Origin of the sequence: Rhodovulum marinum (assembly GCF_004343075.1) — a bacterium.
Lineage (GTDB): Bacteria > Pseudomonadota > Alphaproteobacteria > Rhodobacterales > Rhodobacteraceae > Rhodovulum > Rhodovulum marinum.
Map to the genome: position 1 here is coordinate 86,896 of NZ_SLXP01000010.1, position 23,386 is coordinate 110,281.

The 23,386-nt window shown below is 67.0% G+C and carries 27 protein-coding genes and 1 tRNA gene; 8 read left to right on the plus strand and 20 right to left on the minus strand.

The window, feature by feature from the left end:
• Positions 1–27 precede the first annotated feature (27 nt).
• The 3 genes from thiB to thiQ are packed head-to-tail and all read left to right on the plus strand — an operon-like array spanning position 28 to position 3,246.
• Positions 28–1,020 (plus strand): thiamine ABC transporter substrate binding subunit, encoded by a 993-nt coding sequence (gene thiB / locus EV662_RS14775; protein ID WP_132464155.1) that lies wholly within the window; start codon positions 28–30, stop codon positions 1,018–1,020.
• Positions 996–2,567, plus strand: coding sequence for a thiamine/thiamine pyrophosphate ABC transporter permease ThiP (locus EV662_RS14780; RefSeq protein WP_132464158.1), 1,572 nt, complete (start codon positions 996–998; stop codon positions 2,565–2,567). The genes thiB and EV662_RS14780 overlap by 25 nt, the downstream gene beginning before the upstream one ends.
• Positions 2,554–3,246: a thiamine ABC transporter ATP-binding protein gene (thiQ, locus tag EV662_RS14785; protein WP_132464161.1), complete on the plus strand. Its 693-nt coding sequence runs from the start codon at positions 2,554–2,556 to the stop codon at positions 3,244–3,246. Before EV662_RS14780 ends, thiQ begins: the two co-directional genes overlap by 14 nt.
• 69 nt (positions 3,247–3,315) lie before the next feature.
• Here the strand turns inward: thiQ and EV662_RS14790 are convergent, their stop codons facing one another.
• From EV662_RS14790 to dapF, 7 genes are all read right to left on the minus strand, one after another.
• Positions 3,316–4,104, minus strand: a complete 789-nt coding sequence (locus tag EV662_RS14790) for a cytochrome c1 (RefSeq protein ID WP_132464163.1) — start codon at positions 4,102–4,104, stop codon at positions 3,316–3,318.
• Positions 4,105–4,121: 17 nt separating this feature from the next.
• The gene (locus EV662_RS14795; RefSeq protein ID WP_132464166.1) at positions 4,122–5,462 is read right to left on the minus strand and encodes a cytochrome b; all 1,341 of its coding nucleotides are present in this window, start codon (positions 5,460–5,462) and stop codon (positions 4,122–4,124) included.
• 11 nt (positions 5,463–5,473) lie between these two features.
• Positions 5,474–6,031, minus strand: a complete 558-nt coding sequence (gene petA / locus EV662_RS14800; protein ID WP_132464169.1) for a ubiquinol-cytochrome c reductase iron-sulfur subunit — start codon at positions 6,029–6,031, stop codon at positions 5,474–5,476.
• Between the two features lie 299 nt (positions 6,032–6,330).
• Positions 6,331–6,936, minus strand: a complete 606-nt coding sequence (locus tag EV662_RS14805) for a glutathione S-transferase family protein (RefSeq protein WP_132464289.1) — start codon at positions 6,934–6,936, stop codon at positions 6,331–6,333.
• On the minus strand, positions 6,936–7,214 hold the full coding sequence (locus tag EV662_RS14810; RefSeq protein WP_132464172.1) for a hypothetical protein: 279 nt from the start codon (positions 7,212–7,214) through the stop codon (positions 6,936–6,938). Before EV662_RS14810 ends, EV662_RS14805 begins: the two co-directional genes overlap by 1 nt.
• Before the next feature lie 97 nt (positions 7,215–7,311).
• A complete protein-coding gene (mtaB, locus tag EV662_RS14815) occupies positions 7,312–8,577 on the minus strand; it encodes a tRNA (N(6)-L-threonylcarbamoyladenosine(37)-C(2))-methylthiotransferase MtaB (RefSeq protein ID WP_132464175.1) in 1,266 nt (421 codons plus the stop codon).
• Positions 8,577–9,413 carry a diaminopimelate epimerase gene (dapF, locus tag EV662_RS14820; RefSeq protein ID WP_132464178.1) on the minus strand — a complete coding sequence of 279 codons (837 nt, stop codon included), beginning with the start codon at positions 9,411–9,413 and terminating at the stop codon, positions 8,577–8,579. Before dapF ends, mtaB begins: the two co-directional genes overlap by 1 nt.
• A 111-nt stretch (positions 9,414–9,524) precedes the next feature.
• Between dapF and EV662_RS14825 the strand changes: the two genes are divergently transcribed.
• Positions 9,525–9,600, plus strand: a tRNA-Lys gene (locus tag EV662_RS14825).
• A 4-nt stretch (positions 9,601–9,604) separates the two neighbouring features.
• Here the strand turns inward: EV662_RS14825 and EV662_RS14830 are convergent.
• From EV662_RS14830 to EV662_RS14845, 5 genes are read right to left on the minus strand one after another with little or no spacing between them, the layout of a single operon-like run.
• A complete protein-coding gene (locus tag EV662_RS14830) occupies positions 9,605–10,741 on the minus strand; it encodes a tyrosine-type recombinase/integrase (protein ID WP_132464181.1) in 1,137 nt (378 codons plus the stop codon).
• Positions 10,720–10,899 carry a hypothetical protein gene (locus EV662_RS14835; protein WP_132464184.1) on the minus strand — a complete coding sequence of 60 codons (180 nt, stop codon included), beginning with the start codon at positions 10,897–10,899 and terminating at the stop codon, positions 10,720–10,722. Before EV662_RS14835 ends, EV662_RS14830 begins: the two co-directional genes overlap by 22 nt.
• A gap of 4 nt (positions 10,900–10,903) precedes the next feature.
• Positions 10,904–11,080: a hypothetical protein gene (locus EV662_RS19590; RefSeq protein ID WP_165915605.1), complete on the minus strand. Its 177-nt coding sequence runs from the start codon at positions 11,078–11,080 to the stop codon at positions 10,904–10,906.
• Positions 11,077–11,652, minus strand: coding sequence for a MerR family transcriptional regulator (locus tag EV662_RS14840; RefSeq protein ID WP_132464187.1), 576 nt, complete (start codon positions 11,650–11,652; stop codon positions 11,077–11,079). The genes EV662_RS19590 and EV662_RS14840 overlap by 4 nt, the downstream gene beginning before the upstream one ends.
• A gap of 55 nt (positions 11,653–11,707) precedes the next feature.
• A complete protein-coding gene (locus EV662_RS14845) occupies positions 11,708–12,187 on the minus strand; it encodes a hypothetical protein (protein ID WP_132464190.1) in 480 nt (159 codons plus the stop codon).
• Positions 12,188–12,244: 57 nt separating this feature from the next.
• Between EV662_RS14845 and EV662_RS14850 the strand changes: the two genes are divergently transcribed.
• Positions 12,245–12,487 (plus strand): helix-turn-helix domain-containing protein, encoded by a 243-nt coding sequence (locus EV662_RS14850; RefSeq protein ID WP_132464193.1) that lies wholly within the window; start codon positions 12,245–12,247, stop codon positions 12,485–12,487.
• Positions 12,488–12,697: 210 nt separating this feature from the next.
• Here EV662_RS14850 and EV662_RS14855 read toward each other — a convergent pair whose 3' ends face one another.
• The 8 genes from EV662_RS14855 to EV662_RS19930 form a co-directional block, all read right to left on the minus strand.
• Entirely contained in the window at positions 12,698–13,753 is a 1,056-nt protein-coding gene (locus EV662_RS14855; RefSeq protein ID WP_132464196.1) for a phage portal protein, read from the minus strand.
• Positions 13,753–14,364: an HK97 family phage prohead protease gene (locus EV662_RS14860; RefSeq protein WP_132464199.1), complete on the minus strand. Its 612-nt coding sequence runs from the start codon at positions 14,362–14,364 to the stop codon at positions 13,753–13,755. The genes EV662_RS14855 and EV662_RS14860 overlap by 1 nt, the downstream gene beginning before the upstream one ends.
• The gene (locus EV662_RS14865) at positions 14,364–15,635 is read right to left on the minus strand and encodes a phage major capsid protein (protein ID WP_132464202.1); all 1,272 of its coding nucleotides are present in this window, start codon (positions 15,633–15,635) and stop codon (positions 14,364–14,366) included. The genes EV662_RS14860 and EV662_RS14865 overlap by 1 nt, the downstream gene beginning before the upstream one ends.
• On the minus strand, positions 15,620–15,970 hold the full coding sequence (locus EV662_RS14870) for an HNH endonuclease (RefSeq protein WP_132464206.1): 351 nt from the start codon (positions 15,968–15,970) through the stop codon (positions 15,620–15,622). The genes EV662_RS14865 and EV662_RS14870 overlap by 16 nt, the downstream gene beginning before the upstream one ends.
• Positions 15,967–17,457 (minus strand): terminase large subunit domain-containing protein, encoded by a 1,491-nt coding sequence (locus EV662_RS14875; RefSeq protein WP_243695867.1) that lies wholly within the window; start codon positions 17,455–17,457, stop codon positions 15,967–15,969. The genes EV662_RS14870 and EV662_RS14875 overlap by 4 nt, the downstream gene beginning before the upstream one ends.
• A gap of 600 nt (positions 17,458–18,057) precedes the next feature.
• Positions 18,058–18,288: a hypothetical protein gene (locus EV662_RS14880; RefSeq protein WP_132464211.1), complete on the minus strand. Its 231-nt coding sequence runs from the start codon at positions 18,286–18,288 to the stop codon at positions 18,058–18,060.
• Complete coding sequence (locus tag EV662_RS14885; protein WP_132464214.1) at positions 18,285–18,830, minus strand: head-tail connector protein; 546 nt, start codon at positions 18,828–18,830, stop codon at positions 18,285–18,287. Before EV662_RS14885 ends, EV662_RS14880 begins: the two co-directional genes overlap by 4 nt.
• Positions 18,827–18,967 carry a hypothetical protein gene (locus EV662_RS19930; protein ID WP_243695868.1) on the minus strand — a complete coding sequence of 47 codons (141 nt, stop codon included), beginning with the start codon at positions 18,965–18,967 and terminating at the stop codon, positions 18,827–18,829. Before EV662_RS19930 ends, EV662_RS14885 begins: the two co-directional genes overlap by 4 nt.
• 513 nt (positions 18,968–19,480) lie before the next feature.
• Here EV662_RS19930 and dctP point away from each other — a divergent pair.
• From dctP to EV662_RS14905, 3 genes are all read left to right on the plus strand, one after another.
• The gene (gene dctP / locus EV662_RS14895) at positions 19,481–20,581 is read left to right on the plus strand and encodes a TRAP transporter substrate-binding protein DctP (protein ID WP_132464217.1); all 1,101 of its coding nucleotides are present in this window, start codon (positions 19,481–19,483) and stop codon (positions 20,579–20,581) included.
• A 97-nt stretch (positions 20,582–20,678) separates the two neighbouring features.
• Positions 20,679–21,992, plus strand: coding sequence for a TRAP transporter small permease subunit (locus EV662_RS14900; protein WP_132464220.1), 1,314 nt, complete (start codon positions 20,679–20,681; stop codon positions 21,990–21,992).
• A gap of 3 nt (positions 21,993–21,995) precedes the next feature.
• Positions 21,996–23,351 carry a TRAP transporter large permease gene (locus tag EV662_RS14905; protein ID WP_132464223.1) on the plus strand — a complete coding sequence of 452 codons (1,356 nt, stop codon included), beginning with the start codon at positions 21,996–21,998 and terminating at the stop codon, positions 23,349–23,351.
• Positions 23,352–23,386: the final 35 nt, after the last annotated feature.

The following is a 23,386-nucleotide window of genomic DNA, read 5'->3' on the forward strand; positions in this document are numbered from 1 at the left end:
CACCGCCCCGCAGATGGAGGATGACCCATGCGACTGCCGATCATCGCCGCGGGGATCTTGTGCGCCACCAGTGCCGTGGCCCAGACCCCCGTGCTGACCGTCTATACCTATGACAGCTTCATCTCGGAATGGGGCCCCGGCCCCCAGGTCGAGGCCGCCTTCGAAAAGGTCTGCGGCTGTGATCTGCGGTTCGTGGCCGCCGGCGATGGCGCCTCGCTGCTGGCCCGGCTGCGGCTGGAAGGCGACCGGACCGAGGCCGACGTGGTCCTTGGGCTCGACACCAACCTGACGGCCGCTGCCGCGGAAACCGGGCTTTTCGCGCCCCACGGCATCGAGGCCCCCGCGCTCGACCTGCCCGTCGCCTGGGACGACCCGACCTTCCTGCCCTATGACTGGGGCTATTTCGCCTTCGTCTACGACAAGACGCGCCTCGCCACCCCACCCGACAGTTTCGACGCGTTGATCGCGGCCCCCGACGATCTGAAGATCGTGATCCAGGACCCGCGCAGTTCCACGCCGGGGCTGGGCCTGCTGATGTGGGTCAAGGCCGCCCATGGCGAGCGCGCGCCCGACATCTGGGCCGGCCTTGCACCGCATGTCCTGACCGTCACCAAGGGCTGGTCCGAGGCCTATGGCATGTTCATGGACGGCGAGGCCGACATGGTTCTCAGCTACACGACCTCGCCGGCCTACCACCTGATCGCAGAAGAGGACGACACCAAGGCCGCCGCGCAGTTCGACGAAGGCCATTACCTGCAGGTCGAGGTCGCCGGCCGCGTGGCCGCGTCTGACCAGCCCGAACTGGCACGGGCGTTCCTCGACTTCATGCTGACCGACGCGTTCCAGTCGGTGATCCCGACCACGAACTGGATGTATCCCGCCGCCACCCCCACCGCCGGGCTTCCAGACGGGTTTTCGACCCTGATCCAGCCCGATACGGCGCTGCTGCTGCCCGCAGAGGAAGCCGCGGCGATGCGCGACGGGGCCATCGCCGAATGGCGCGACGCACTCAGCCGCTAGGGGCCGCGCTGCCCGCGGGACTGTTCGCGGGCGGCGTGATGCTGGCGCTGTCGCTGGGCACGCTAGCCGCCGTGGCCTGGCGCGCCGAGGGCGCCGCGGCGCTGGGACCGGCCGACTGGGCCGCGGTGCGCTTCACCCTGACACAGGCCCTGCTGTCGGCGGTGTTCAGCACCGCGCTCGCCATCCCGGTGGCCCGCGCACTGGCCCGGCGCCGTTTTCCTGGCCGCGGCCTTCTGGTCACGCTGCTGGGCGCGCCGTTCATCCTGCCGGTGATCGTCGCGGTTCTGGGCCTTTTGGCGGTGTTCGGGCGGGGCGGGCTGGTCAGCCAGGCGCTGTCACCCTTCGGGCTTGGGCCGCTCGATATCTACGGGCTTCAGGGGGTCTTGCTGGCCCATGTCTTCTTCAACCTGCCGCTGGCCACGCGGCTGATCCTGCAGGGCTGGCTGGCGATTCCCGCCGAACGCTTCCGCCTTGCCGCTTCGCTGGGCTTCTCGTCACGCGATATCGCCCGGCGGCTGGAATGGCCAATGTTGCGGGCGGTTCTGCCGGGCGCGTTCCTGGTGATCTTCCTGATCTGCATGACCAGCTTTGCCGTCGCGCTGACGCTGGGCGGCGGGCCGCGGGCGACCACCGTGGAACTGGCAATCTACCAGGCCTTCCGGTTCGACTTCGACCTCGGGCGCGCGGCGCTGTTGTCCGTGATCCAGTTCGGGCTTTGCGCGGGCGCGGCGGCGCTCGCCTTCGCGGTGGCGGTGCCCGGGGCGTTGGGCACCGGGCTGGACCGGCCCGTGCTGCGCTGGGATTCGGGCGCGGCGGCGCTTCGGCTGCAAGACGCCACCTGGATCGGCCTCGCCACGCTGTTCCTCGTTCTGCCGCTGGGCATGATCGTGGTGCGGGGGCTGGCGGGCCTTGTCGACCTGCCGCTGTCGGTGTGGCAAGCGGCCCTGCGGTCGCTGGCCGTGGCGCTGGGGTCGGCGGCACTGACGCTGGCGCTGGCCTTGCCGATGGCCGTCGCGGCGACACGGTTGGGCGGCGCGCGCGGCGCGGCATTGCAGGCCGCCGGGACACTGGCCATTGCAGCGTCGCCGCTGGTAATGGGCACCGGCCTGTTCATCCTTCTGTTTCCGGTCGCCGACCCGGTGGCGCTGGCGCTGCCGGTAACGGCGCTGGTCAACGCCGCGATGAGCCTGCCCTTCGCGCTCCGCACCCTCACCCCCGCCGTCGCCGAGACCGAGGCGGCGTTCGGCCGGCTGGCCGACAGCCTTGGGATGACCGGGCGCGCGCGGATCCGCCACTTGCTGTTGCCGCGCCTGCGGCGCCCCATCGGCTTCACGCTCGGGCTGTCCGCGGCGCTGTCGATGGGGGACCTCGGCGTGATCGCGCTTTTCGCGGATCCCGGGCAGGCCACCCTGCCCCTGCAGCTTTATCGCCTGATGGCCGCCTACCGGATGGACGCCGCCGCCGGGGCGGCGCTGCTGCTTCTGGGGCTCAGCCTTGGTCTTTTCTGGGTTTTCGACCGTGGGGGGCGGCTGCGTGCTGACACTTGACCGGCTGGTGATCGAACAGGGCGACTTCCGTCTCACGGCCGACCTGCGGGTCGAAAAAGGGCGGATCGTGGCCGTTCTGGGGCCCTCGGGCGCGGGCAAATCCACGCTGCTCGACGTGATCGCGGGATTTCTGCCGCCCAGCGCGGGGCGTGTCCTGTGGCAGGGCAAGGACCTTGGGCCGCTCGCCCCCGGCGACCGGCCCCTGTCGATGCTGTTCCAGGACAACAACCTTTTCCCGCACCTGACGGCGGCGCAAAACGTCGGGCTTGGCCTACGGCCCGACCTGCGGCTGTCGCCAAAGGACTGGCAGGCGGTCGAGGCGGCGCTGGCACGGGTCGGGCTGGCCGGTCTCGGCGACCGCGTTCCCGCCGCGCTGTCGGGCGGGCAACGGGGGCGGGTGGCGCTGGCCCGGATGCTGTTGCGCGGCCGGCCGCTGATGCTTCTGGACGAACCCTTCGCGGCGCTGGGGCCGGCGCTGAAATCGGAAATGCTGGCGCTTGTGGCAAACCTGGCCCGGGAAACCGGCGCGACCGTGCTTTTGGTGACCCACGACCCCCAGGACGCACGCGCCATCGCCGAGGAAACCGTGATCGTGGCCGATGGCAGGACGCACCCACCACGCCCGACCGCCGCACTACTGGCCGATCCGCCCCCGGCGCTGCGCGCCTATCTGGGCTAGGCCCGGATCGCCAAAAGAAAACGCGCCCCGAAGGGCGCGTTCCCGAAGATCAGTTGATCCGGTATGGGATCAGATTTCCTTCTTGGGCTTGTAAGGCGCCCAAAGCCGCTTGTTGGTCAGGTACAGCAGCACCGTCAGCACGGTCAGGAACATGACCGAGATGAAGCCGGCCTCCTTGCGCGCCATCAGCTTGGGCTCGGCGGTCCACATCAGGAAAGCGGCCACGTCCTTGGCGGCCTGTTCCGCAGTCGCCGGGGTGCCGTCCGCATATTCCACGTCGTCACCGTACAGCTGCGGCGGCATCGCGCTCCACCCCGTCGAGAAGACCGGGTTGCGGTAGTAGATCGTGCCCGCCTCGTCCTTCGTCTCGTCCGTGAAGGCCAAGAGATAGGACGTGATGTACTCGGGTCCGCCGATGCCCTTGAACAGCTGGTTCAGACCCGTGCCCGCCGGCCCGTGGAAACCCGCCCGCGACTTGGCCATCAGGCTAAGGTCGGGCGCGCCGGGATAGGTGCCGGCCGGGTAATGGTCGGTCGGCTTGGCCGGGCGGAAATCGTCGATCTCTTCGTCGAACACCTCGAAGGACGCGGCGTATTCCCGCATGGCGTCATCGCTGAGGCTGGGCCCGCCGGGCTCGGACAGTGCACGGAAGGGCACGTAGATCAGGCCGTGGCAGGCGGCGCAGATCTCGGTGTAGACCTGCAGACCGCGCTGAAGCTGGGCCTGGTCGTATTTCCCGAACACGCCTTCGAACGGGAACTTGTAGTCCGTGACATGCCCTTCGCTCTCGGCGGCGAGGGCGCCACCCGCCCCGATGGTCAGGGCGGTCAGCGCGGCGATCGTGCGTTTCATCAACATCGTTACGATCCCTTCTCTCACTCGGCGGGGCTGGTGGCGGTGCCGGTCGCAGCGCCGTCGCCATAGTGGGCGTTGAAGTCTTCCTCGATGGTCTCGGGCTGGGGCAACGGCTTTTCGATGACACCCAGAACCGGCAGGACGATCAGGAAATAGGCGAACCAGACAGCCGAACCGATCAGGGCGATGGTCGGATAGATGCCCTCGGCCGGCATGGCCCCCGCCCACATCAGGACGAAGAAGTCCACGACGAAGATCCAGAAGGCCACCTTGAACATCGGCCGGTACCGGCCCGACCGGACGTTCGAGGTGTCAAGCCACGGCACCAGCGCCATCACGATGATCGAACCGAACATCGCGATCACGCCGAAGAACTTGGCGTCGACCACACCGAAGGTCAGCCAGTCGGTCAGGATCACCAGCCAGACGTCGCCGTCAAAGGCCCGCAGGATCGCGTAGAAGGGCAGGAAGTACCATTCGGGCACGATATGCGTCGGCGTCACCAGCGGGTCGGCCATGACATAGTTGTCCGGGTGGCCCAGATAGTTCGGCATGAAGCCGACCACCGCGAAGAACGCGATCAGCACGACGCCCAGCGCGAACAGGTCCTTGATTACGAAGTAGGGCCAGAACGGCAGGGTGTCCTTCTCGGCCTCTTCCTTGGACGCGCGGCGCACCTCGACCCCGGTGGGGTTGTTGTTGCCGGTGCTGTGGAACGCCCAGACATGGACGATCGACAGGCCCAGGATCACGAAGGGCAGCAGGTAGTGCAGCGAGAAGAAGCGCGTCAGCGTCGGGTTGCCAACCGCCGGGCCGCCCTGCAGCCAGGTCAGAAGGGCGTCGCCGACCCACGGAATCGCGCCGAACAGCCCGGTGATCACGGTCGCGCCCCAGAAGGACATCTGGCCCCAGGGCAGAACGTAGCCCATGAACGCCGTGGCCATCATCGCCAGGTAGATCAGGATACCGATGATCCAGGTCACCTCGCGCGGCGACTTGTACGAACCGTAGTAAAGCCCGCGGAAGATGTGCAGGTACACCGCGATGAAGAACAGCGAGGCGCCGTTCGCATGCAGGTAGCGCAGGAAGTGGCCGCCGTTCACGTTGCGCATGATGTGCTCGACCGAGGCAAAGGCCATGTCGGCATGCGGCACGTAGTGCATCGCCAGCACGATACCGGTGACGATCTGCAGCACCAGCGCGAAGAACAGCACGACGCCCCAGATCCACATCCAGTTGAGGTTCTTGGGGGTCGGGATCATGATCGTGTCGTAGATCAGGCCGACGATCGGCAGGCGCCGATGCAGCCACTTCTCGGAGCCCGACTTCGGCTCGTAGTGATCGTGAGGAATACCGGACATCGGGTGCTCCCTTAACCGAGTTGGATGGTCGTCTCGTCCACGAAGGACGCGACCGGGATGTACATGTTCTCGGGCGCGGGGCCCTTGCGAATGCGGCCGGCAGAATCATAGTGCGAGCCGTGGCAGGGGCAGAACCACCCGCCGTAGTCGCCCGACTGGTTGCCGATCGGCACACAGCCAAGGTGCGTGCAGACACCGATCATCACCAGCCACTTGCCGTCTTCGTCCATGGTGCGGTTCTGGTCGGTGGCTTCGCCCGGCTTGTTCGGGTTGCGCGAGTCGTTGTCGCGCAGGTCACCCAGCGGGATGCTGCGTGCCAGTTCGATGTCCTCCTGCGTCCGCAGGCGGATGAACACCGGCTTGCCCAGGAACTTGACGGTGATCTGCTGGCCTTCGGCGACAGAGGACACATCCACACGGATCGAGCTCAGCGCCTGCACGTCGGCAGAGGGGTTCATCTGGTCGACGAGCGGCCAGACCGCCGCCCCGGCGGTCACAACACCGGCGCCCGCCGTGGCGTAGTAAAGGAAGTCGCGGCGGGTGCCGTCGTGATCTTCTGCGTGCGACACGAGAATTTCTCCTTTCCATGACCGGCGTCCCGGTCGATTCGAAAAACCGGCCATGGGGAAAGCCCCGGCCTTTTCCCAGAGTTACCTAGCCCCCGTAAACACTTGCGTCCAGCGGACATAGCCGCGCAGCAAGGGGGGTGGGCCGGCGCGATTTCCGGTCGACTGTCGTATACTCGCCGCGTTAACGGGCAGCCAGAGAAAATTGCCGTTCTTGCGCCGCTCTGAGACGTTCGACCGCACTCTGCCCCGGATTCCCGCCCGTTTTCTCGGCGCCGAATCTCACGCAGTTTTGAGGTCGCTCACACCCCGGGCGCGGTCTGCTCCATAGCCGGGCGGCGGGCGAATCCCGCCTCCCACTCGGCCAGCCCGGCGCGCCCGGCCCGCCAGTCGCGGGCGCCATGGCGGAAATCGAGATAGCCCAGCGCACAGCCGAGCGCGATCTGCGCCATTGTCAGCGGCCCGGCCAGCTGGGTCATCCAGCGCGACTCGATGGTGTCCAGGGCGCGGGCGATCTTTCCCCACTGGGCATCCACCCAGGCGGGGCTGCGCTCGCCCTCGGGACGGCAGCGCGTCTCGTAGACCATCAGGACGGCGGCATCCATGATCCCGTCGGCGGTGGCCTCCAGCGTCAGCACCTCCCAGATGCGGCTTTCGGGATAAAGTCGTGCACCCGCGCGCGCATCCAGATACCGGCAGATCACCCGGCTGTCGTAAAGCGCGGGGCCCTCGGGGCGGGTCAGCACCGGGATCTTGCCCAGCGGGTTCTCGGCCAGCGGCATCTGCTCGGTCGCCAGCGCGTGGCCGACGGCAGGCAGGATCTTCACCGCGTCCACCTGGCCGGTCTCGATCAGCGCCACCCGGACCTTGCGACAGAAGGGCGAAGCCGGGTTGTCGTACAGCTGCATCATACGCGGCGGAACCGGACGCGGCCCAGGGCGCTTGCGTCGATCTCCACCCCGGGGCCCGACTCGCCCACCCGGATCGTGCGTTTCAGCCGGGCACCGCCATTCACCTGTTCGGCATCCCGGCGAAAGGCCAGCCCCTCGCCCAATTCGTCCATCGCGTCCTCGGCCCGCTGGTCGCGGTGCAGCGGTTCACGCAGGCTGCGGATGGCATAGACCACAACCGCAACGGCACCCATCCTGAGCGCGGTCGCGGCGATCGGGGCAAGCGGCAGGGGCATCGTCGGTCACTCCGTTGCGGTGACCTTCAAGATAGTCAGCCGGGGGACCTCTGTCCATTCGGGCGTAACCCGGCTGGCCGCGTTCCCGGAACAGACCCTATTCCGCCTGAAGACGCCCATTCGCATGACCAGTGATCCGGGCCTCGACGATCTGCCCCTCAGGGCGCGGGCCGGCGAAAGCGACCTCGGTGAATTGCTCGGTCCGGCCCATCTCGGGGCTTTCCATCAGGATTCGGTGGGAGCGGCCCACCTGCGCGGCAAGGTGGCGGTCCACCTGCGCCGCGCCGGCGTCCCGCAGGCGCGCGGCGCGGTCCTTGATGGCGGTGCCGTTCACCTGCGGCATCCGTGCAGCCGGGGTGCCGGGCCGCGGCGAATAGGGAAAGACGTGCAGCCATGTCAGGTCGCACTCCCCGACCAGCCGCAGCGAGTTTTCGAACATTTCCTCGGTCTCGGTCGGGAAACCGGCGATGATGTCGGCGCCGAACGTCATGTCGGGGCGCAGCCGGCGGGCCTCGGCGCAGAACCGGATCGCGTCGGCGCGGGAATGGCGGCGCTTCATCCGCTTCAGGATCAGGTCGTCGCCCGCCTGCAGCGACAGGTGCAGATGCGGCATCAGCCGGCCTTCCTCGGCGATCGCGGCCATCAGCGCCGGGTCGGCCTCGATGGAATCGATGGAAGATATGCGCAGGCGCGGCAACTCGGGCACCAGTTTCAGGATGCGCCGCACCAGGTCGCCCAGCCGCGGTTCCCCCGGCAGGTCGGCGCCCCAGCTGGTCAGGTCCACCCCGGTCAGCACCACCTCGTTATAGCCGCGCGCGACCAGGCGGGCGATCTGGTCCACCACGACCCCCGCGGGCACCGACCGGGAATTGCCCCGGCCAAAGGGAATGATGCAAAAGGTGCAGCGGTGGTCACAGCCGTTCTGGATCTGGACATAGGCGCGCGAACGGGTGCCGAACCCGTCGATCAGGTGCCCGGCGGTCTCGCGCACCGACATGATGTCATCGACCATCACCTTCTCGGTCGGGCCGATGAAATCGGGCTCGGCCAGCCTGGCCCAGGTCTCGGCGCGCATCTTCTCGGCATTGCCCAGGACCAGGTCCACCTCCTCCATCGCGGCAAAGCGGTCGGGCTCGGTCTGGGCGGCACAGCCGGTCACCACGATCTTGCCGCGCGGATTCTCACGCCGCAGGCGGCGAATCTCCTGCCGGGCCTTGCGCACCGCCTCGGCGGTGACGGCGCAGGTGTTCACGACATGGACATTGTCCAGACCCGCGGCCGAGACCAGGTCCTTCATCGCCTCGGTCTCATAGGCGTTCAGCCGGCAACCCAGCGTGGTGAATCGGGGTGCTGCGCGGTCCATCACGCGCCCCGCAGGAAATCGGGCGTGAACACCCCGTCGAACACATGCGCCGTGGGCCCGGTCATCCAGACCCCGTCCTCGCGCCAGTCGATGCGCAGTTGCCCGCCATCCAGTTCGATCACCACGCTGCGCCCGGTCAGACCGCGACGCGCGGCGGCCACCGCAGTCGCGCAAGACGACGACCCCGAGGCCAGCGTGATTCCCGTGCCGCGTTCCCAGACCCGCATCCGCAGCCGGTCGGGACCGGCCAGGTGCGCCACCTGGACGTTGGTGCGCTGGGGAAACAGCGGGTGATGCTCATGCACGGGACCAAAGGCGGCCAGGTCCACCGCCTCGGCGTCGTCCACGAAAAAGGTGCAATGCGGGTTGCCCATGCCGGTCGCAACCGGATCGCCCGGAATCGGCAGGTGCAGCGTGTCCATCGCCTCGGCCAGCGGAATCGATGCCCAATCCAGCATCGGCGCCCCCATGTTCACCGAGGTCAGCCGCCCGCCGGCGTCCCGCGCCGAAAGTCGCCCGCGTTCGGTGACAAGCGTCAATTCGGCCTTGCCGGTGTCGTCCATCAGGTGCCGCGCGATGCAGCGCGTGGCATTGCCGCAGGTCGCCGAGGCCGACCCGTCGGCGTTGTAGAAAACCAGCCGCGCATCCGCGTCCTCTGCGGGTTCGATCACCGCCAGCTGGTCGAACCCCACGCCCCGGTGCCGGTCGGCGATGGCCGCGACAAGACCCGGCGAAAGCGATACGTCGCCAGCGCGCGCGTCGATAACGACGAAATCATTGCCCAGCCCGTGCATTTTCATGAAGGGCAGGCCGTTTATGGGTGCCGTCTGGGCCATGGCCGCGGGATATAACGCCGCGCCCGGTACGAATCCAGCGGCACGAAGCGAAAGGCGCGGTTTTTGCCCTTGACCCCCCCGCGCGGTTTTTCTAGGGAACAGGCCTCAAGTGGGCCGTTAGCTCAGTTGGTAGAGCAACTGACTTTTAATCAGTGGGTCGCAGGTTCGAATCCTGCACGGCTCACCACTTGTCACAATTTATCCTTTCGTATCCGGCGGTTATCGGCGGATTTGGCGAACCTTTTCGGAAGGTTCACCACGTTCTGTTCGCCGTTCGGTCTCGCGATCAATTTCTCGAAGGCAGAATCGGCCAGCCCTTCCCGGCCAGCCGCTTCGGTGTAGAGCTGCACCAAGGCGAGGGTCTTGTGCCCGGTCACGGCGCCGATCTCGTGGGGCGTGGCGCCCGCCTCGGCCAGCCGACGCGCGCAAGCCTTCCGCAGCCCGTGCGAAGTGCACGCGGAAAGCTCCGCCTTGTCGCACCATTTCCGCACCGCGTTCCCCAGCCCCTCGGCCGAGCGTGGTTTGCCGCTCGCGGTCGCGAGGAACGGGCGGTCATCGGGCAGAGGCGCCAGAACATTGCGCAAGTCGTCGTGCATCGGAATGCTGATCAGGATGCCGCCCGAGCGGGCCGTCTTCTGCCGTCGGTATTCGATTCGGTCGCCCTTGATGTTCCACGGGCCGAGCTTCACCGCGTCCACGCGGGCGGCGCCGGTGTAGAGCATCAACGTCACCGCCCGGTGCGCCAGCGTGCCCGGCTTGTGAACCTCGAAGAACCGCGCGATCTCGCCCTCGTCCCAGCTATGGAAGCCCTCGCTTTCGACGCGATAGGGCTTCGTCGTGCGGGCCGGGTTGTCCGGTCGCCAGTCGAGCGAAACGGCATGGTCCAGGAGCTGGATCAACCGCTTGCGAAGATTGTTTGCGGCGGCCGGCGTCTCGGCCTTCTTGGCGAGGATCGCGGCGACGTGGCGGCGCTGCATCTGGTGCACAGGCTGGTTGCCGTAGTCCTGGCGGAAGGGCTCGATAATGCCGCGATAAACGCGTTTCGTGCTGTCCGCGAGGTTCAGGAAGTCAGGCGAGGTGTAGAAGCTCGCCACCAGCGCCGAGACGGAACCGGGCGCGGTTCGCTCTGCGCCGATCAGGCCGCGGGTCCGGTGCCCTTCAAGCGCGGCCTCATAGCGGCGCACGAAGTCGTCGGAACCGTAGTCGGTCCCCAGCTCGGCCGAGAAACCGCCTTTTCGGAACCGCCACCGGCGTTTGCCGTGGCGGTCGCGATAGGGCGTTGCGCCGGGATATTGCTTCCGGTGCTTCATGCGGTGGCCGCGTCCCATGGGTTGCCGCCTTCATCGGGGGCGACCGTCGAAAAGACCACTATCTTTCCCGTGCGCGGGTCGATCTCGCAGCGAACCACGGGCAGGCCCGCGTCGCGATAGGCTTTGAGAACCTTCGTCACGTCGCTTTGGGTGAAGATCGCGCGCCTGGCCGCCATGCCCTCACAGCCCCCTCAGAATGTCGCGGAGCTTGCCCTGCACCGCATCGTAGTCGAAGGCGTTGGGCTTGTCGGGCAGCGGGCGAAGCCCTCGCTCGATGCAGAACCGCCAGAAGGCGTGGTTGGCGCCGCGATAGCCGAGCGTCCGGGCGAGGTCTTTGGCATACCAGTAGCGCGTCATGCTTCGGCCTCCGCATCCATTGCTCGCCTCACCTTGTCCATTATGTCGTCAGCGATCAGGCCAGCACCCAAGACGATATGCGTCACCCGAAGAAGGGCCCTCGTTGCTTTGTCGAGTTCGGTCTGGTCGCGCGAAAAGACGAGTTGGTCGCCATCCCAGTAGGCGTAGTGGATTTTCACACCCTTCTCTCCGATCAGCGCCACTGCGACATAATTCTCAAGGGCAACCTCAAGCGGTGAGTAGCCGTCCCAATCCGGGTCTGCATGATTCTTGGCGGATTGCTCGCAGTGCCACTCGACAAGCTTCACAGGCGTTTCAGCCAATTGCGCAGCGGTGGAGGGCAGCATGCCGATTTCTTCCACCAGGTCGATCATCGCAGAGATTCGCATCATATCGGCCGGAGAGAAGACCCACCGGCCGAGCTTGTGCTTGGCGCCAATTTCAGGCGTTCCGCGTTTGAGCCAGTTCCGCAGCGTGAATTTGTCCACGCCGGTCATCTGGATCAGTTCTTCCGAACTGAATGCGCGCTCATGCAAGAGTTCGCGCAGCTCTTGTGGTGCCATCTCAAACATGCAGCCACTATGTCGAGTATCGCCCGATTGGTCAATAGTCGCGTGACTAACGCTGCTACGCAATCCCGTGCCGTTTCATCCTTCCGTCCGGCGGCAGGCCAGTCTCGCCGGACGCCGAGCGCCAGATCGCGCGGACAAGCTTGTTTTCCGTCCTTTCGCATTGCTCGGCATATTCGGGGTGCTCAGGCACAACGGAAGGGCCGTCCAAATCCCAAAGGACATGAGCTAGTGCCGCGATCCCCTCCATGCTGCAAGGCGTCAGTTCAAGCATTGCATAGAAAGCGCGGTCTTCTCGGTCGGCGGCTTCGATGCTCTCCGGCATGTTCCAGTGTTCGTTTCCTGGCAGGTCCGCATACTTGTGCCAGTCCTTCCGCGCCTGCACCCACTGGCGATAGAGGGGTAAGATGGGGTCTTCGGGCGCTGATGCCGAAGCTCCGGCCCACAGGGCCGCGCCCGCCGCGGCGGTCGATGCCAGAGCCGTGCGGCGGGTGACGGGCAAAGCGAGGTCGTTCGCGCGGGCGCGGTCATTGGTCATTGTCAGGGCCTCAGGTTGTGGTAATGTTCCATAACAGAACATAAGGGATGTTCTAATTTGGAACAAGAGGGAATTTCACCCGCGCAACTCAGGGCTGGACGGGCCTTGCTCGGCTGGTCGCAGGCGCGGCTTGCGGAAGCCATGGACGTTTCGTCCATGACCATCAAGCGGGCCGAGGGCTCGGGGAAGCCCACGCCTTCAGCCGAGACGCTGGCCGCGATCCGCGCCGCCCTCGAGGCCGCAGGCGTTGAGTTCATCCAGGAGAACGGCGGCGGGCCGGGGGTTCGGCTGCGCAAGTGACTGTCTCCACTGAGTGGAGACGGAAAGGGCCGGACAGCGCCTCGCATGTCCGGCCCGCGCCGCGCCCGCAATCGGAGAAGTCGGGCCGCGCCCTGACGGGGTTCTGACGTGACTCGCCGTCTATACCGGGTCGCTTCGACATGAACACCCGCGCGCGACCAGCGCAGCACATTCGGCGGCCCTTCAGGAAGCCGCCGGGCCGTGCCCGCCCTAGTCCTTTGTCCAGTCCACCAGTTTCAGCGCCTGGCCGGGGTCGATCCCGGCCTCTTTCGCCTGCGCCAGCGCGCCGATGATCGCGGACATGGCCCGCGCCCGGCCGCCCGCGTCGAACGCTTGAAGCGGGCGCATCACGTCGAGCTGGACGGTCGCGCCGAGCTTTTCGGTCGCTTCCTCGGCCAAGAGTTGGGCCACGGGCTGCAACTGCCATTGCGCAAGGTGCCGCTGCGCCTCGCGGACCATCGGGCCAGTTGTCGCGCGGTTCAGCAAGCCGGGCAGCACGCCGAAGGCCGCGCCGATCGCATCGCGGGCCGCCTGCATAGCCTCGATCGCCATGGCGTCCTTGAGGTTCGGGGTCAGGTCTTCGCGGCGCTGGCCAAGCTGGGGGTTCATCCCCGCGGCCGTCGCCTGCGCCACGCCCTCGACCACCAGGACAGAGCCACGGCGCCCACGGAAGGCGGCGCGCATCTTCTCCATGTCGTCGGGTGCGCTGTCGGGCAGGGGCACGATCTGCGAACCGATGGGCGCGGTCTCGAAGGTCTCGGCCAGCGCGGTTTCCACCGCGGTCAACAGTCCGGCCGTGAGCTGGGCGCGCTTGAGGGGCGCGGTCCCGTAGTAGGGCGCCGCCGGGTCGCAGCCGATCCGCAAGTGCAGCACCTCGGCCGCCAGCGCCGTGAAGCTCCGCCCGCCGCCCGATTCCGCGACGGAGAGGCGATAGGCGCGGGGGCGGCCGTTCCGCGTGGTCAGATCCCAGTCGGAACAGGGCACAAGGCCCTCGTCGGTGATGTGAAAGACTGCCTCGCCCCGCAGCGCGGCGGCACGGCCCGCCAGCGCCAGCGTGCGCCGGTCCAGCAGGTCGGTGCCCTCCACATCGGCCAGCGCCAGCCCGTTTTCCCAGAGCGAGACGCAGGTTTGGGCCGTGGCGGTCAGCTCCGCGATCCCGCGGGCGCCGCTTATCCATGCCTCGCGCGCCGCCATGATCTCGGCCGTGAAGCCCGAGGCCGCGGCGCGGGTTTCGCGCTTGGGTCGGAAGAAATCGAAAAGCCCCATCAAGGCCTCCATCTGTTGATCGCACGCACCAGGCCCGCGTCTGGCCCCTCGAGGCCGGGCGACCAGGCGCGCGCTTCGACCTGCGCCTCGGGGTATGCGGGCCGGGTCACGACGCTCAGTTCATAGAGAAGGGCCTCGTTGACCGTCCGAATGATCGCCATACCCTCGGCCGGGTCCTCCTCTTCAACGGTTTCCGCGTTGGGCGCGACGCGCTCCGGCGGGATTCGGAAGCCCGGGGAAAGCCCCATGATCAGCCCGGCCGAGAACCCGGCGAGGAAGTCCCGCACATAGGAAACCTCCTGCATGTCCGCCGAGAGGAAGGCTTCGAACGCCAGCGACTCGTCGCTGTCATGCAGGCGCAACGTGCCCGCGCCACGGCTGGCGAGCGGCCGGTCGTAGGAATGGCCCACCAAGAGGTGAATATCCTCGTCCTCCCGCTCCACTCGATAGCGGAAGGCACGCGGGCCGATCCTTTCCTTGCGGGGGCGTCCCGTGCGGCCACCGTCCGAAAGGACGGCGGCCTTGCCATAGGGGAACCGGCCGCGCAGCGCGACCGATCCACCGCTTTCGCGGCGCAGCTCGAGCCCGCCGCTGTGACCGCCCCAGAGCATCACGCGGCCTGGTGCTGGAGGCCGGTCAGAACCTCGAGCTGCGCCGGGCGCGACACGGTGAGGTCAACGGTCGTCAGCGCCGTGAGGCGCAACCCGCCCGAGGTCGCATCGGAATAGGGGTCGCGGATCAGATCAACCGCGCCCCAGGTGCCCACGAAAACCGGGGCCACGCCACCCGCCGAGGTCGTGAGAAGCGCCGAGGATGCCACAGGCGAGCCGGTCGGAGCGGCCAGCGCATTGCCGGAAAGCATGATGTTCGCAGCCGGAAGGGTGCGCAACAGCCGGTCCCATTCCGTCAGGTCGGGCAGGATGGATTGTTGCTCGTCCATGAAGGCCCAGAGTTCGGGCCGTGCCAGCAGGCGCACATCCCCGCCGCCCGTCGCGGCGTTCGCCGTCAGGAATCGGGCGACGGCGTTGCGGAACGCGGCCGAGGTCGCTTCAGCATCTACGGCCGTCGCTGTGATGCCATAGGTGGCCGCGCCCGTGATCACGCCCAGAGGTTGCCCATTCGCCCCGGTGCCGAGGAAAACAGCCTTGTCCATCGCCTCGGAAATCGCGCCGTTCATGTCGCGGCGGACGGCCTGTTCCAGCGCGTCCCCGGTCTGCTTCAGCGCCTTGCGGGTGATCTTCATCGTGATCCCGAGCGTGTGGTCGGGCTTCAGCGGCCGGTCGGTCGTCGCGTAGACGCTCGGCCCGGCAACGCTGGCGGTCTCGCCATCGGCCCAGCCTGCGGCAACGCTCGAGGTCGTGACGGGATATTCCAGCTCGCCCACACCGATGTTGATCATCTGGGCACCCATCCGCGCAGCGGCCGATTGTGCGAACAGCCGGTCGATGATCGGCGCCGTGCGGATCGGGTTCGGGGTGCCGCTGGCGACAGTCTCGCCCGCGCGGAGTTCCAGGGCTTCCCACGGCACGGGCACGCCCCGATAACCGCCCTTCTCGCGCAGTTCGGACACGATCTCGGCCGTCGCGCCGTCGAGCTGGCGGCCTTCGTCCAGGGCCAGCGCCACCTGGCGCATCTGGAAGCGGCCCATGATCTCGGCCCATTCCTGCGCCGAGCGGGTTTCCAGCTCGTTGCCCGCCTCTCGGCGTTCCTCGTCTTCCGCGATAAGGGCCGCGCGATAGCGGGTTTCGTTGGCCCGATATTCCGCGTCAAGCGTCTCCATCGAACGGGTTTCGTCCTCGGTGGGCTTATCCTTGCCCACCAACTCGGCCAGCGCCTGCCGGATTTCCGACTGGCGGCGGGCGATCTTCACAGAATCAAGCATTTCTTGTCCTTTCGTGGTGCTCGATTGGTGCCTCGTGCCTCGAGGGCCGAGACGGCTTCGCCCCACGCCTTGCGGCGCGGGTCGGGTTCGGGGTGCCCGCACTCAATGCGGGTCTTCCGGGTGTGGCAGGCCGGGCAGAGGGCTTGCAGGTTCGCAGGGTCATAGGCGAGCTCGGGATGGGTGCGCACCGGCTTGACGTGATCCACCTCGAGGCGCCCGCGGGCACCGCAGGCACGGCACCGGAAGCCGTCGCGCTCGAGGATCGCCATGCGCAAGGTGCGCCAGCGCGGGCCGCGGGTGATGTGCCGGGAGTAACGGTTATGTTCCTTCCTCATGCCCAAGCGATCCTCGCTGTCTTGCGCGGCCGGGCGGCGATCCGGGCGCCCTCGGCCACGGCCAGAACGGTGGCCGAGGCGGCGTCGATCCGGCCCTTGCTGCGGGCCTTGGCGATCTTGATGTTGTTCGCCGGGTCGCGCAGGCAGACCGCATCCGCGAAGGCCGAGCGCAGCAGGAGCGAGGGAAGCGCCTTCACCTGGCCATCGAAGCACGCGCGGCGGAACCGTTCGGCGTCTTCGTTGCCGTCCCTGAACCCCATGCCGCGCCAGAGCATCGGCGCCCGGATGCCCGCACGCGTCAGTGCCTCGCCAAGCTGCGCCTGGCGGAACCTGTCCGCGACCACGGCCGCGACGGGCTGATCCACGACGCGGCGCATAACCTCGACCAGCCACGGCGCGACGGGCACGGTCTTGTCGCCCATGGTGAACAGCTCGCCCCGTTCCTCCATCTCGACATACCGCCGGGCCACGCCGTCCGCCTGGCCGCGATCCAGCAAAGAGGGCATGGACGGGAACGCGCCCACGGCCTCGAGGCGCCCGGTCGCAGGCCAGTAGAACGCGGCGGCCGTCATGCTGGCCGAGTCGCCCAGGTCGATGCCGATCACCACCTCGCCCTCGCGCGGTGGCAGGTCTTCGGCCTCGCAGGCCAGCCATTCGTCTACGGTCAACAGAAGGTCGCGGGTCTCGCCCGAGACACGTTCGTTGCGGTTGTAGAGCCGGAAGGTCGTCAGCGCCGAACCGCCGCGGGCGATTGCGCGCCGCGCCTGCTCCTCGAGCCAGTCGAGCGAGGAACCGATTCCATGCTCGGCGCCGGGGTTGGCGATGATCAGCGAGTCGCGATCATCGGCGGGCAGGCCGGGTGCGGGGCGATGCTCTTGGACGTAGGAACCGGGCAGCGGCTCGTCGATCCACTTGGAAAACGGGTGCGTGTCGTCGGACGCCGAGGTGCTGATCAGGAACGCGCGCCCGCCCCGCTTGCCAAGGCCGGACAGAAGCGCGTGCTCGAGCTCGTCGCCACGGTCCAGCGCCCAATGGCCGCGTTCGTCCAGGATCGCCATGGTGGGGGCGCCGCCGAGGGCCGATTTCCCATCGGCGGCGATCACGCGCAGAACGTGACCGCCGCCGTCGCCCGCGAATTCGATCTCCAGGCGCGGGGCGCGGCGATAGATCAGCCGGCGCTGGATTTCGAGGGGCAGAGAGGCCGCGAAACCCGCCACGAAGTCCCAGATGATCCGCCCTTGGTCGCGGGTCCGCGCCGCGGCGATAATCTCGCGCCGGGGCTGGCGGTCCCAGATCCCGACCAGGCCGCCAAGCGCCAGCCCGGCCGTGATCGCGGACTTGCCGTTGCCGCGCCCTATGCTGAGAATCGCCGCGGTCACGTCCGGGGCAAGTGCGCCCTCGATGAATTGGCGCTGGAAGGGGGCGAGCTGCACCGGCTTGCCCGCGTTCGGCCCTTCGGGAATGGCGAGGCCATGCATGAAGTGCATAGCTCTTTCGGCGGGGGCCGCGTTTTCCAGTTCCCCGCCGGGCGCGAAAATTGAAAGGTTGGACCGCGGTCTCCCAGCAGGGGCAAAAGTCGCGGCATTGGGACCAGATGCAGAGAACAGGTCGGGCTGTCCGATGATCGCGGGCGCGCTCGGCTTCGGCGCAGGCGGCGGCAAGGGCGAACCGTCCGCCTTCCTCCATTGCCTCTTTGCCTTCGTCGTGTCGCTCATCTTGTCCGCGTCTCTCTCTCGTCTCAACCGTTGCACCCTGCCCACCTGCTCAATGGTGAGGTTCGGAGCGAAGGGCATAGGACGACTGCCCACAGCGCGCGGCCGTGGCAGTCCCCATGCCCTCTGCGTGTGTTCCTGCTCAACGGAGCCGGTCCATCGCTTTGGGCCCGTCCGGTCATGCGTTCCTGCCGGTCGGTCGGTTGCTGCTTGCGACGCTCGAACGCTGCGCCGGGGATCGGGCCTCAACCTTTCGGACTGCCCTTTGCCTTTGATCCCGCCCGTGGTAGGCTTGCCGACATGTGGGCCACCGTTGCTGACCCGAACCCCACATCTCGGCCCTGCGTATGGTGGCGCGCAGGGTCGCCGCTTCATTCACCTCTCCAAAACCTCGAGTTCCGCCGCCGTGCTCTGGCGCACCTCTGCCACCAGGCGGCACATGATGGACGCCTGCCGTGCACTCGGTCGCCAGCCGGGCCGCTTGCCATGCTTGGCGATGGACTTGGCAAAGCCCTTGATCCATTCGTCGCTTCCATCGGCCATCACGCTGCGCAGGACGTGCGGCCAGTGGACGGTCATGATCTCGTCGAGCTCGCGGTCGGTCATAGCCGCACCCCGCGATATCGAGCCGCGATCCGCGCAGCGTGCGGCGACAGGGCGAGGGTCTTGGGGTTGCCCGGGCCGCGGGCGTCGTAGAGTGCCGATGTCTGATCCATGACGGCTAGGCGCAGATCGTCAGGAACATTCTCAAGGCCGCCGAACCCGGCGGGATATTCGATCACCAGCTCGGCCGCGGCGAGGTCTGTGCTAAGGTCGTCCGTCAGGATGAGGCGGGCGCGTTGTCCTGGCCAAAGGTCGAAACCTGCGAAGGTCTCGCCGTCCGCCGTCACCGCTACGCTGGCGCCGTCCTGCACCGGCCCGATGGGCAGATGGATCACGCGCGTTAAGGGCCAGCCGTCCAGGATGCGGACGCGGATCGTCTGGGTCAGAAGTGCTATCCCTGCGAATTCCTCAAGGTCGCGGGTCGCCGCGGAGAGCATCGCTGAAATTGCTGCATCGTCGTCCGAAAAGTCGATCCGCGCATGAAGCTTGGTCTCGGCCAGAGAAGCGCCTGCGCCGCCGAAGGTGAGCCGTTGAGCGTGCATCATGCCGCGGCCCTCTGCGTCTGGACGTAGCGCAGGAACGCCACCTGATTCTCCGGGCTCATGGCCTCGAAGGCAGCAAGCGCGACGGCCTTCCGGTATTGCTCGTGTGCGCCCTCGGCCCAGCGGCGGGCCTCGTCCATCGTCCCGCACCAGCCGGAATTCGGGACCAGCGACCAGGCCGGGCCAAGGAATTCGCAGGGGCAGAAGCTGCGCCCTAGGGCTTCATCACGGTTCGCCAGACCGGAAAAATTGCCTTTCCTTTCAGGGCGCTGCGAAAGACGGTTCGCCTTCGTAGAACCTTGATCTGGCGAAGAAATTTCACTCCTGCACGGCTCACCACTTGATCCCCAGCCAGCCGCACCCCTTGGGTGGGGCACACCACGTTGCCAGCGGGCCTCGTCACGGGATCCTGTTTCCGCAGACCTGCCACCACCACCAACGCGCCGGTCGGCCCCTGCCGCCGAGTCGCGATCGTCGCAAAGGGCGGGGGGATTCGGCGGCGCGGTCGGTCTGCCCATGGGACGTGCCATGGAAAGCCCACCCCCATCGGCCGCCAAGGCCCCGGCTTTGGAAAAGTTCCTTTACCAATTTGAACGCATGCGCCTAGTATGCCCGCGGGGCCCTTCGGGGCCTGACAGACTTGGGAGGATACCATGACCAACAGACCGACAACGCGGCGCCACGCGCTGCGCACCCTTGCCGGCGCCGGTGCGGCGACGCTGGCCGCGCCGCATATCGCCGGCGCCCAGGCGAACGGCACCACCTGGAAGATCCAGACGTCCTGGCCCGGCGGCGCCGGCCTTCAGATCTTCAAGGACTGGTGCGCCACCATTGTCGAGAAGACCGGCGGCGAGCTGGCCTTCCAGCCCTTCGGCGCGAACGATGTCGTCGGCGATTTTCAACTGTACGACGCGGTGAAGAACGGCGTGCTGGACGCGGTGAATCCGTTCACCATCTACGCCCAGGGCATCATCCCGGCGGCGACCTTCCTGACGTCGATCCCGCTTGGCCTGCGCCAGCCGTCGGAATTCGACACCTTCTACTACGGTCTCGGCGGCCTGGAAATCGCGCGTGAACTGTATGCCGCGCAGGGCATGCATTTCGTGGGGCCGGTGCACCACGACGCCAACATCATCCATTCCAAGGTTCCGATCCGCTCGATCGACGATTTCGCCGGCCGCAAGATGCGCCTGCCGGGCGGCATGGTGGCCGAAGTCTTCACCGAGATCGGGGCGGAAACCACGGTTCTGCCGGGTTCGGAAATCTTCCCCGCGCTGGAAAAGGGCACCATCGACGTGGCCGACTACGTGGGCCCGGCGGTGAACTACGCGCTCGGCTTCAGCCAGGTGACCAACTACATCGTGATGGGCCCGCCGGGCTTCATGTCGCTGTACCAGCCCGTCGACATCATGGACATCACCGTGGGGCAGGCCTCGTGGGACGCGCTGTCGCCGCAGATGAAGAAGTTCGTCGAGATGGAAACGCATGTCTACTCCGACATGCACTATGCCGCGATCCAGAAGGCCGACCAGGAGGCCTGGGCCAAGTTCGAGGCCGACGGCACCGAGGTCACGCGCCTGTCCCAGGACGACGTGGACCTGATGACCGAGGTCGCCGTGCCGATCTGGTTCAAATACGCCAACCGCGACAAGAACGCGGCCCGCGTGTTCAAGATCCAGCTCGACTACATGATGTCCGGCTCGCTGGGCTACGTCACGCCCGACCAGGTCGAAGGGCTGGAACTCGACCTCTGATCGCGGTCTGATCCCGCGATACCCAGGACCGCCCGGAGCGCGCGCGACGTCGCGTTCCGGGCGGCGTTTTCCACCTCTGGACAAGCAGGACTGAAAGATGCCTGGTCTCAGCTTCACGCTGCCGCACTGGCTCTATTGGGTCGGGCTGATCGGCTTTCCGATCATCGCCATGGTGCTGGCGCGCCGCCCGCGGGCCCAAGAGCAGCGCTATTCCACCGCGCTGGGGTACCTGATCCTCGTCACCGGCGGGATCATCGGGTTGCACCGCTTCTATCTCAAGAACCTCGTCGGCCTGGTCTATTTGCCGATCTTCGTCTTCATCCTGTTCGCCAACGTGCAGGAACAACAGGCCCGGTCGGTCCTGTCGGACATGGCCAACCAGCTGCGCGTGGCCGAACGCACCGTCGAACGCGAGGAACCGCGCGTGGCCGAGGCCCTTGCCAGCCTCGCCGATTTGCAGGCCGAACTGGCCGCGACCGAAGAGGGCAGCTTCGCCCGGCGCAGCGCCGAGCGGCGCCTGGACCGGGCACAGGAAACCATCGCCAAGGGCGAAGAGCGCCTGAACGAGGCCCGCGCCGCGGTGGCCGAGTTCGGACCGGCCCGCGCCGAGGCCGCCGAGATGCGCGAAGCGTGGTCCAGCCGGGCGGGCTATGCCCTTTACGCGATCCTCGTCTTCCTCGCCATCGACGCGCTGCTCTTGCCGTTCATGGTGCGCAAGGCCAACGCCAAGCTGCCGCCCCATATCGCCAAGACCGAGGCCGAGCTGGCGCTCGAGGCCGCCGAGGCCGAGGAAGGCCCCAAGCATGACCGCGAATACGCCACCAACTGGATCGACCGGCTGTCGCTGTTCTGCGGCGAGTTCGTCGCTTACTGGGCCGTGATCGCGGTGTTCGTCTACTATTACGAGGTCATCGCCCGCTACGTGTTCAACAGCCCCACCAACTGGGCGCACGAAGCGATGTACCTGATGTTCGGCATGCAATACCTGATCGCCGGCGCCTACGCGATGCTGACCGAAAGCCACGTGCGGGTCGACATCTTCTATGCGCCGCTGTCGCGCCCGAAAAAGGCCTGGGCGGACCTTGTGACCTCGATCTTCTTCTTCATCTTCGCGGGCACCCTTCTGGTGACCTCGTGGATCTTCGCCATGGACGCGATCGCGGTGCCCTCGGGCAACTCGATCATCTCGGACTGGGCGCGCAGCGAAATGACGCTGTTCGAAATGCTGGGCAGCCTGACGCTGGACCAGTGGACCGATCCGGCGATCCGCTGGGGCGAGATCAGCTTCAACGAATGGGAGGTGCCCTTGTGGCCCATGAAATGGGTGATGGTGATGGGCGGTCTTCTGCTGGTGCTTCAGGGTATCTCGAAGCTTGGCAAGGACATCCAGGCCATCCGGCAGGGAGCGTAAGACATGGGTCTTGAAATCGGTATCGAGTGGCTGACGCTGATCATGTTCGGCAGCCTTCTGGCCCTGCTGATGGCCGGGTTGCCGCTGGCCTTCGTCACCGGGGGTCTGGCCTGCGTGTTCCTGTTCATCCTGGGCGATGCGCAGGCGCTCAACATCGTGCCCAGCCGAATATTCCCGCTGATGACCAACTATCAGCTATCGGCCATCCCCTTGTTCATCTTCATGGCGGCGATGCTGGAAAGGGCCGGCATCATCAACGACATGTTCGACGTGATCTACAAGGTGCTGGGGGGCGTCAAGGGCGGCCTGGCCGCGGCGACGATCCTGGCGTCGACGATCCTGGCGGCCATGGTCGGCGTGATCGGCGCGGCGGTAGTGACGATGGGCATCATCGCCCTGCCCGCCATGCTGAAACGCGGCTACGACCCCAAGATCGCGATGGGCTCGATCATGGCCGGCGGCACGCTGGGCATCCTGATCCCGCCCTCGATCCTGGCGATCATCTACGCGGTCGTCGCCGAACAGTCGGTGGGGGAACTCTTCATCGGCGCGGTGATCCCGGGTCTGATGCTGTCGGGCCTCTACATCCTGTACGTTGTGGTCCGCAGCTATATCAACCCGCGGCTCGGCCCGCCGATCCCGGTCGAGGAACGCATCTCGACGGGCGAAAAGCTGCGCCTGCTGGGCAACATGTCGGCCCCCATCGTCCTGATCATCGTGGTGCTGGGGGTGATCTTCACCGGCATCGCGACCCCGGTAGAGGCCGCCGGCATCGGCACCTTCGGGGCCTTCATCGTGGCCGCCATCCACCGCAAGCTGGACTGGTACACCATAAGCGAGGCCTGCGTGACCACGCTCAAGGCCAGCGCCATGGTGATCTGGATCATGTTCGGCGCGACGATCTTCGTCGGGCTCTACGTGCTCGAGGGCGGGCAGCAATTCGTGCAGGACAGCCTGGCCGCGACGGGCCTCGGCCCCTGGGGCATCCTGATCCTGATGCAGATCCTGCTGGTGATCCTGGGGATGTTCCTCGACTGGGTCGGTATCCTGCTGCTCTGCGTGCCGATCTTCGTGCCGATCATCAAGGCGCTGGGCGCGCAGGCCTTCGGCCTGTCCGACCCCAACGACCTGGTGCTGTGGTTCGGGGTGCTCTACCTCGTGAACATGCAGATGAGCTTCCTGTCGCCGCCCTTCGGCTATGCGCTGTTCTACCTGCGCGGCGTGGCACCTGCTGAAATCCCGATGAGCGACATCTTCAAGTCGGCGCTGCCCTTCCTGTTCCTGCAACTGGTCGGGCTGGTGATCTGCATGCTGTTCCCGCAGGTCATCACGTGGCTGCCACGGCTGGTCTACGGCTGACGGCCCGCGCCTTCAGCGGCGATGGAGGGGCGGCG

Coding starts and splice junctions, on each gene's coding strand:
- EV662_RS14780 (WP_132464158.1), top strand. CDS start 996: ATGGCGCGACGCACTCAGCCGCTAGGGGCCGCGCTGCCCGCGGGACTG.
- EV662_RS14870 (WP_132464206.1), bottom strand. CDS start 15,970: ATGAGGAAGGAACATAACCGTTACTCCCGGCACATCACCCGCGGCCCG.
- EV662_RS14875 (WP_243695867.1), bottom strand. CDS start 17,457: ATGCACTTCATGCATGGCCTCGCCATTCCCGAAGGGCCGAACGCGGGC.
- EV662_RS14835 (WP_132464184.1), bottom strand. CDS start 10,899: ATGGCGGCCAGGCGCGCGATCTTCACCCAAAGCGACGTGACGAAGGTT.
- EV662_RS14840 (WP_132464187.1), bottom strand. CDS start 11,652: ATGTTTGAGATGGCACCACAAGAGCTGCGCGAACTCTTGCATGAGCGC.
- EV662_RS14905 (WP_132464223.1), top strand. CDS start 21,996: ATGGGTCTTGAAATCGGTATCGAGTGGCTGACGCTGATCATGTTCGGC.
- mtaB (WP_132464175.1), bottom strand. CDS start 8,577: ATGGACCGCGCAGCACCCCGATTCACCACGCTGGGTTGCCGGCTGAAC.
- thiB (WP_132464155.1), top strand. CDS start 28: ATGCGACTGCCGATCATCGCCGCGGGGATCTTGTGCGCCACCAGTGCC.
- EV662_RS14860 (WP_132464199.1), bottom strand. CDS start 14,364: ATGCTCTGGGGCGGTCACAGCGGCGGGCTCGAGCTGCGCCGCGAAAGC.
- EV662_RS14855 (WP_132464196.1), bottom strand. CDS start 13,753: ATGGGGCTTTTCGATTTCTTCCGACCCAAGCGCGAAACCCGCGCCGCG.
- EV662_RS14845 (WP_132464190.1), bottom strand. CDS start 12,187: ATGACCAATGACCGCGCCCGCGCGAACGACCTCGCTTTGCCCGTCACC.
- EV662_RS14900 (WP_132464220.1), top strand. CDS start 20,679: ATGCCTGGTCTCAGCTTCACGCTGCCGCACTGGCTCTATTGGGTCGGG.
- EV662_RS14865 (WP_132464202.1), bottom strand. CDS start 15,635: ATGCTTGATTCTGTGAAGATCGCCCGCCGCCAGTCGGAAATCCGGCAG.
- EV662_RS14810 (WP_132464172.1), bottom strand. CDS start 7,214: ATGCCCCTGCCGCTTGCCCCGATCGCCGCGACCGCGCTCAGGATGGGT.
- dctP (WP_132464217.1), top strand. CDS start 19,481: ATGACCAACAGACCGACAACGCGGCGCCACGCGCTGCGCACCCTTGCC.
- EV662_RS19590 (WP_165915605.1), bottom strand. CDS start 11,080: ATGACGCGCTACTGGTATGCCAAAGACCTCGCCCGGACGCTCGGCTAT.
- EV662_RS14885 (WP_132464214.1), bottom strand. CDS start 18,830: ATGATGCACGCTCAACGGCTCACCTTCGGCGGCGCAGGCGCTTCTCTG.
- dapF (WP_132464178.1), bottom strand. CDS start 9,413: ATGGCCCAGACGGCACCCATAAACGGCCTGCCCTTCATGAAAATGCAC.
- EV662_RS14795 (WP_132464166.1), bottom strand. CDS start 5,462: ATGTCCGGTATTCCTCACGATCACTACGAGCCGAAGTCGGGCTCCGAG.
- EV662_RS14880 (WP_132464211.1), bottom strand. CDS start 18,288: ATGACCGACCGCGAGCTCGACGAGATCATGACCGTCCACTGGCCGCAC.
- EV662_RS14805 (WP_132464289.1), bottom strand. CDS start 6,936: ATGCAGCTGTACGACAACCCGGCTTCGCCCTTCTGTCGCAAGGTCCGG.
- EV662_RS19930 (WP_243695868.1), bottom strand. CDS start 18,967: ATGGACGAGGCCCGCCGCTGGGCCGAGGGCGCACACGAGCAATACCGG.
- EV662_RS14830 (WP_132464181.1), bottom strand. CDS start 10,741: ATGGGACGCGGCCACCGCATGAAGCACCGGAAGCAATATCCCGGCGCA.
- EV662_RS14790 (WP_132464163.1), bottom strand. CDS start 4,104: ATGTTGATGAAACGCACGATCGCCGCGCTGACCGCCCTGACCATCGGG.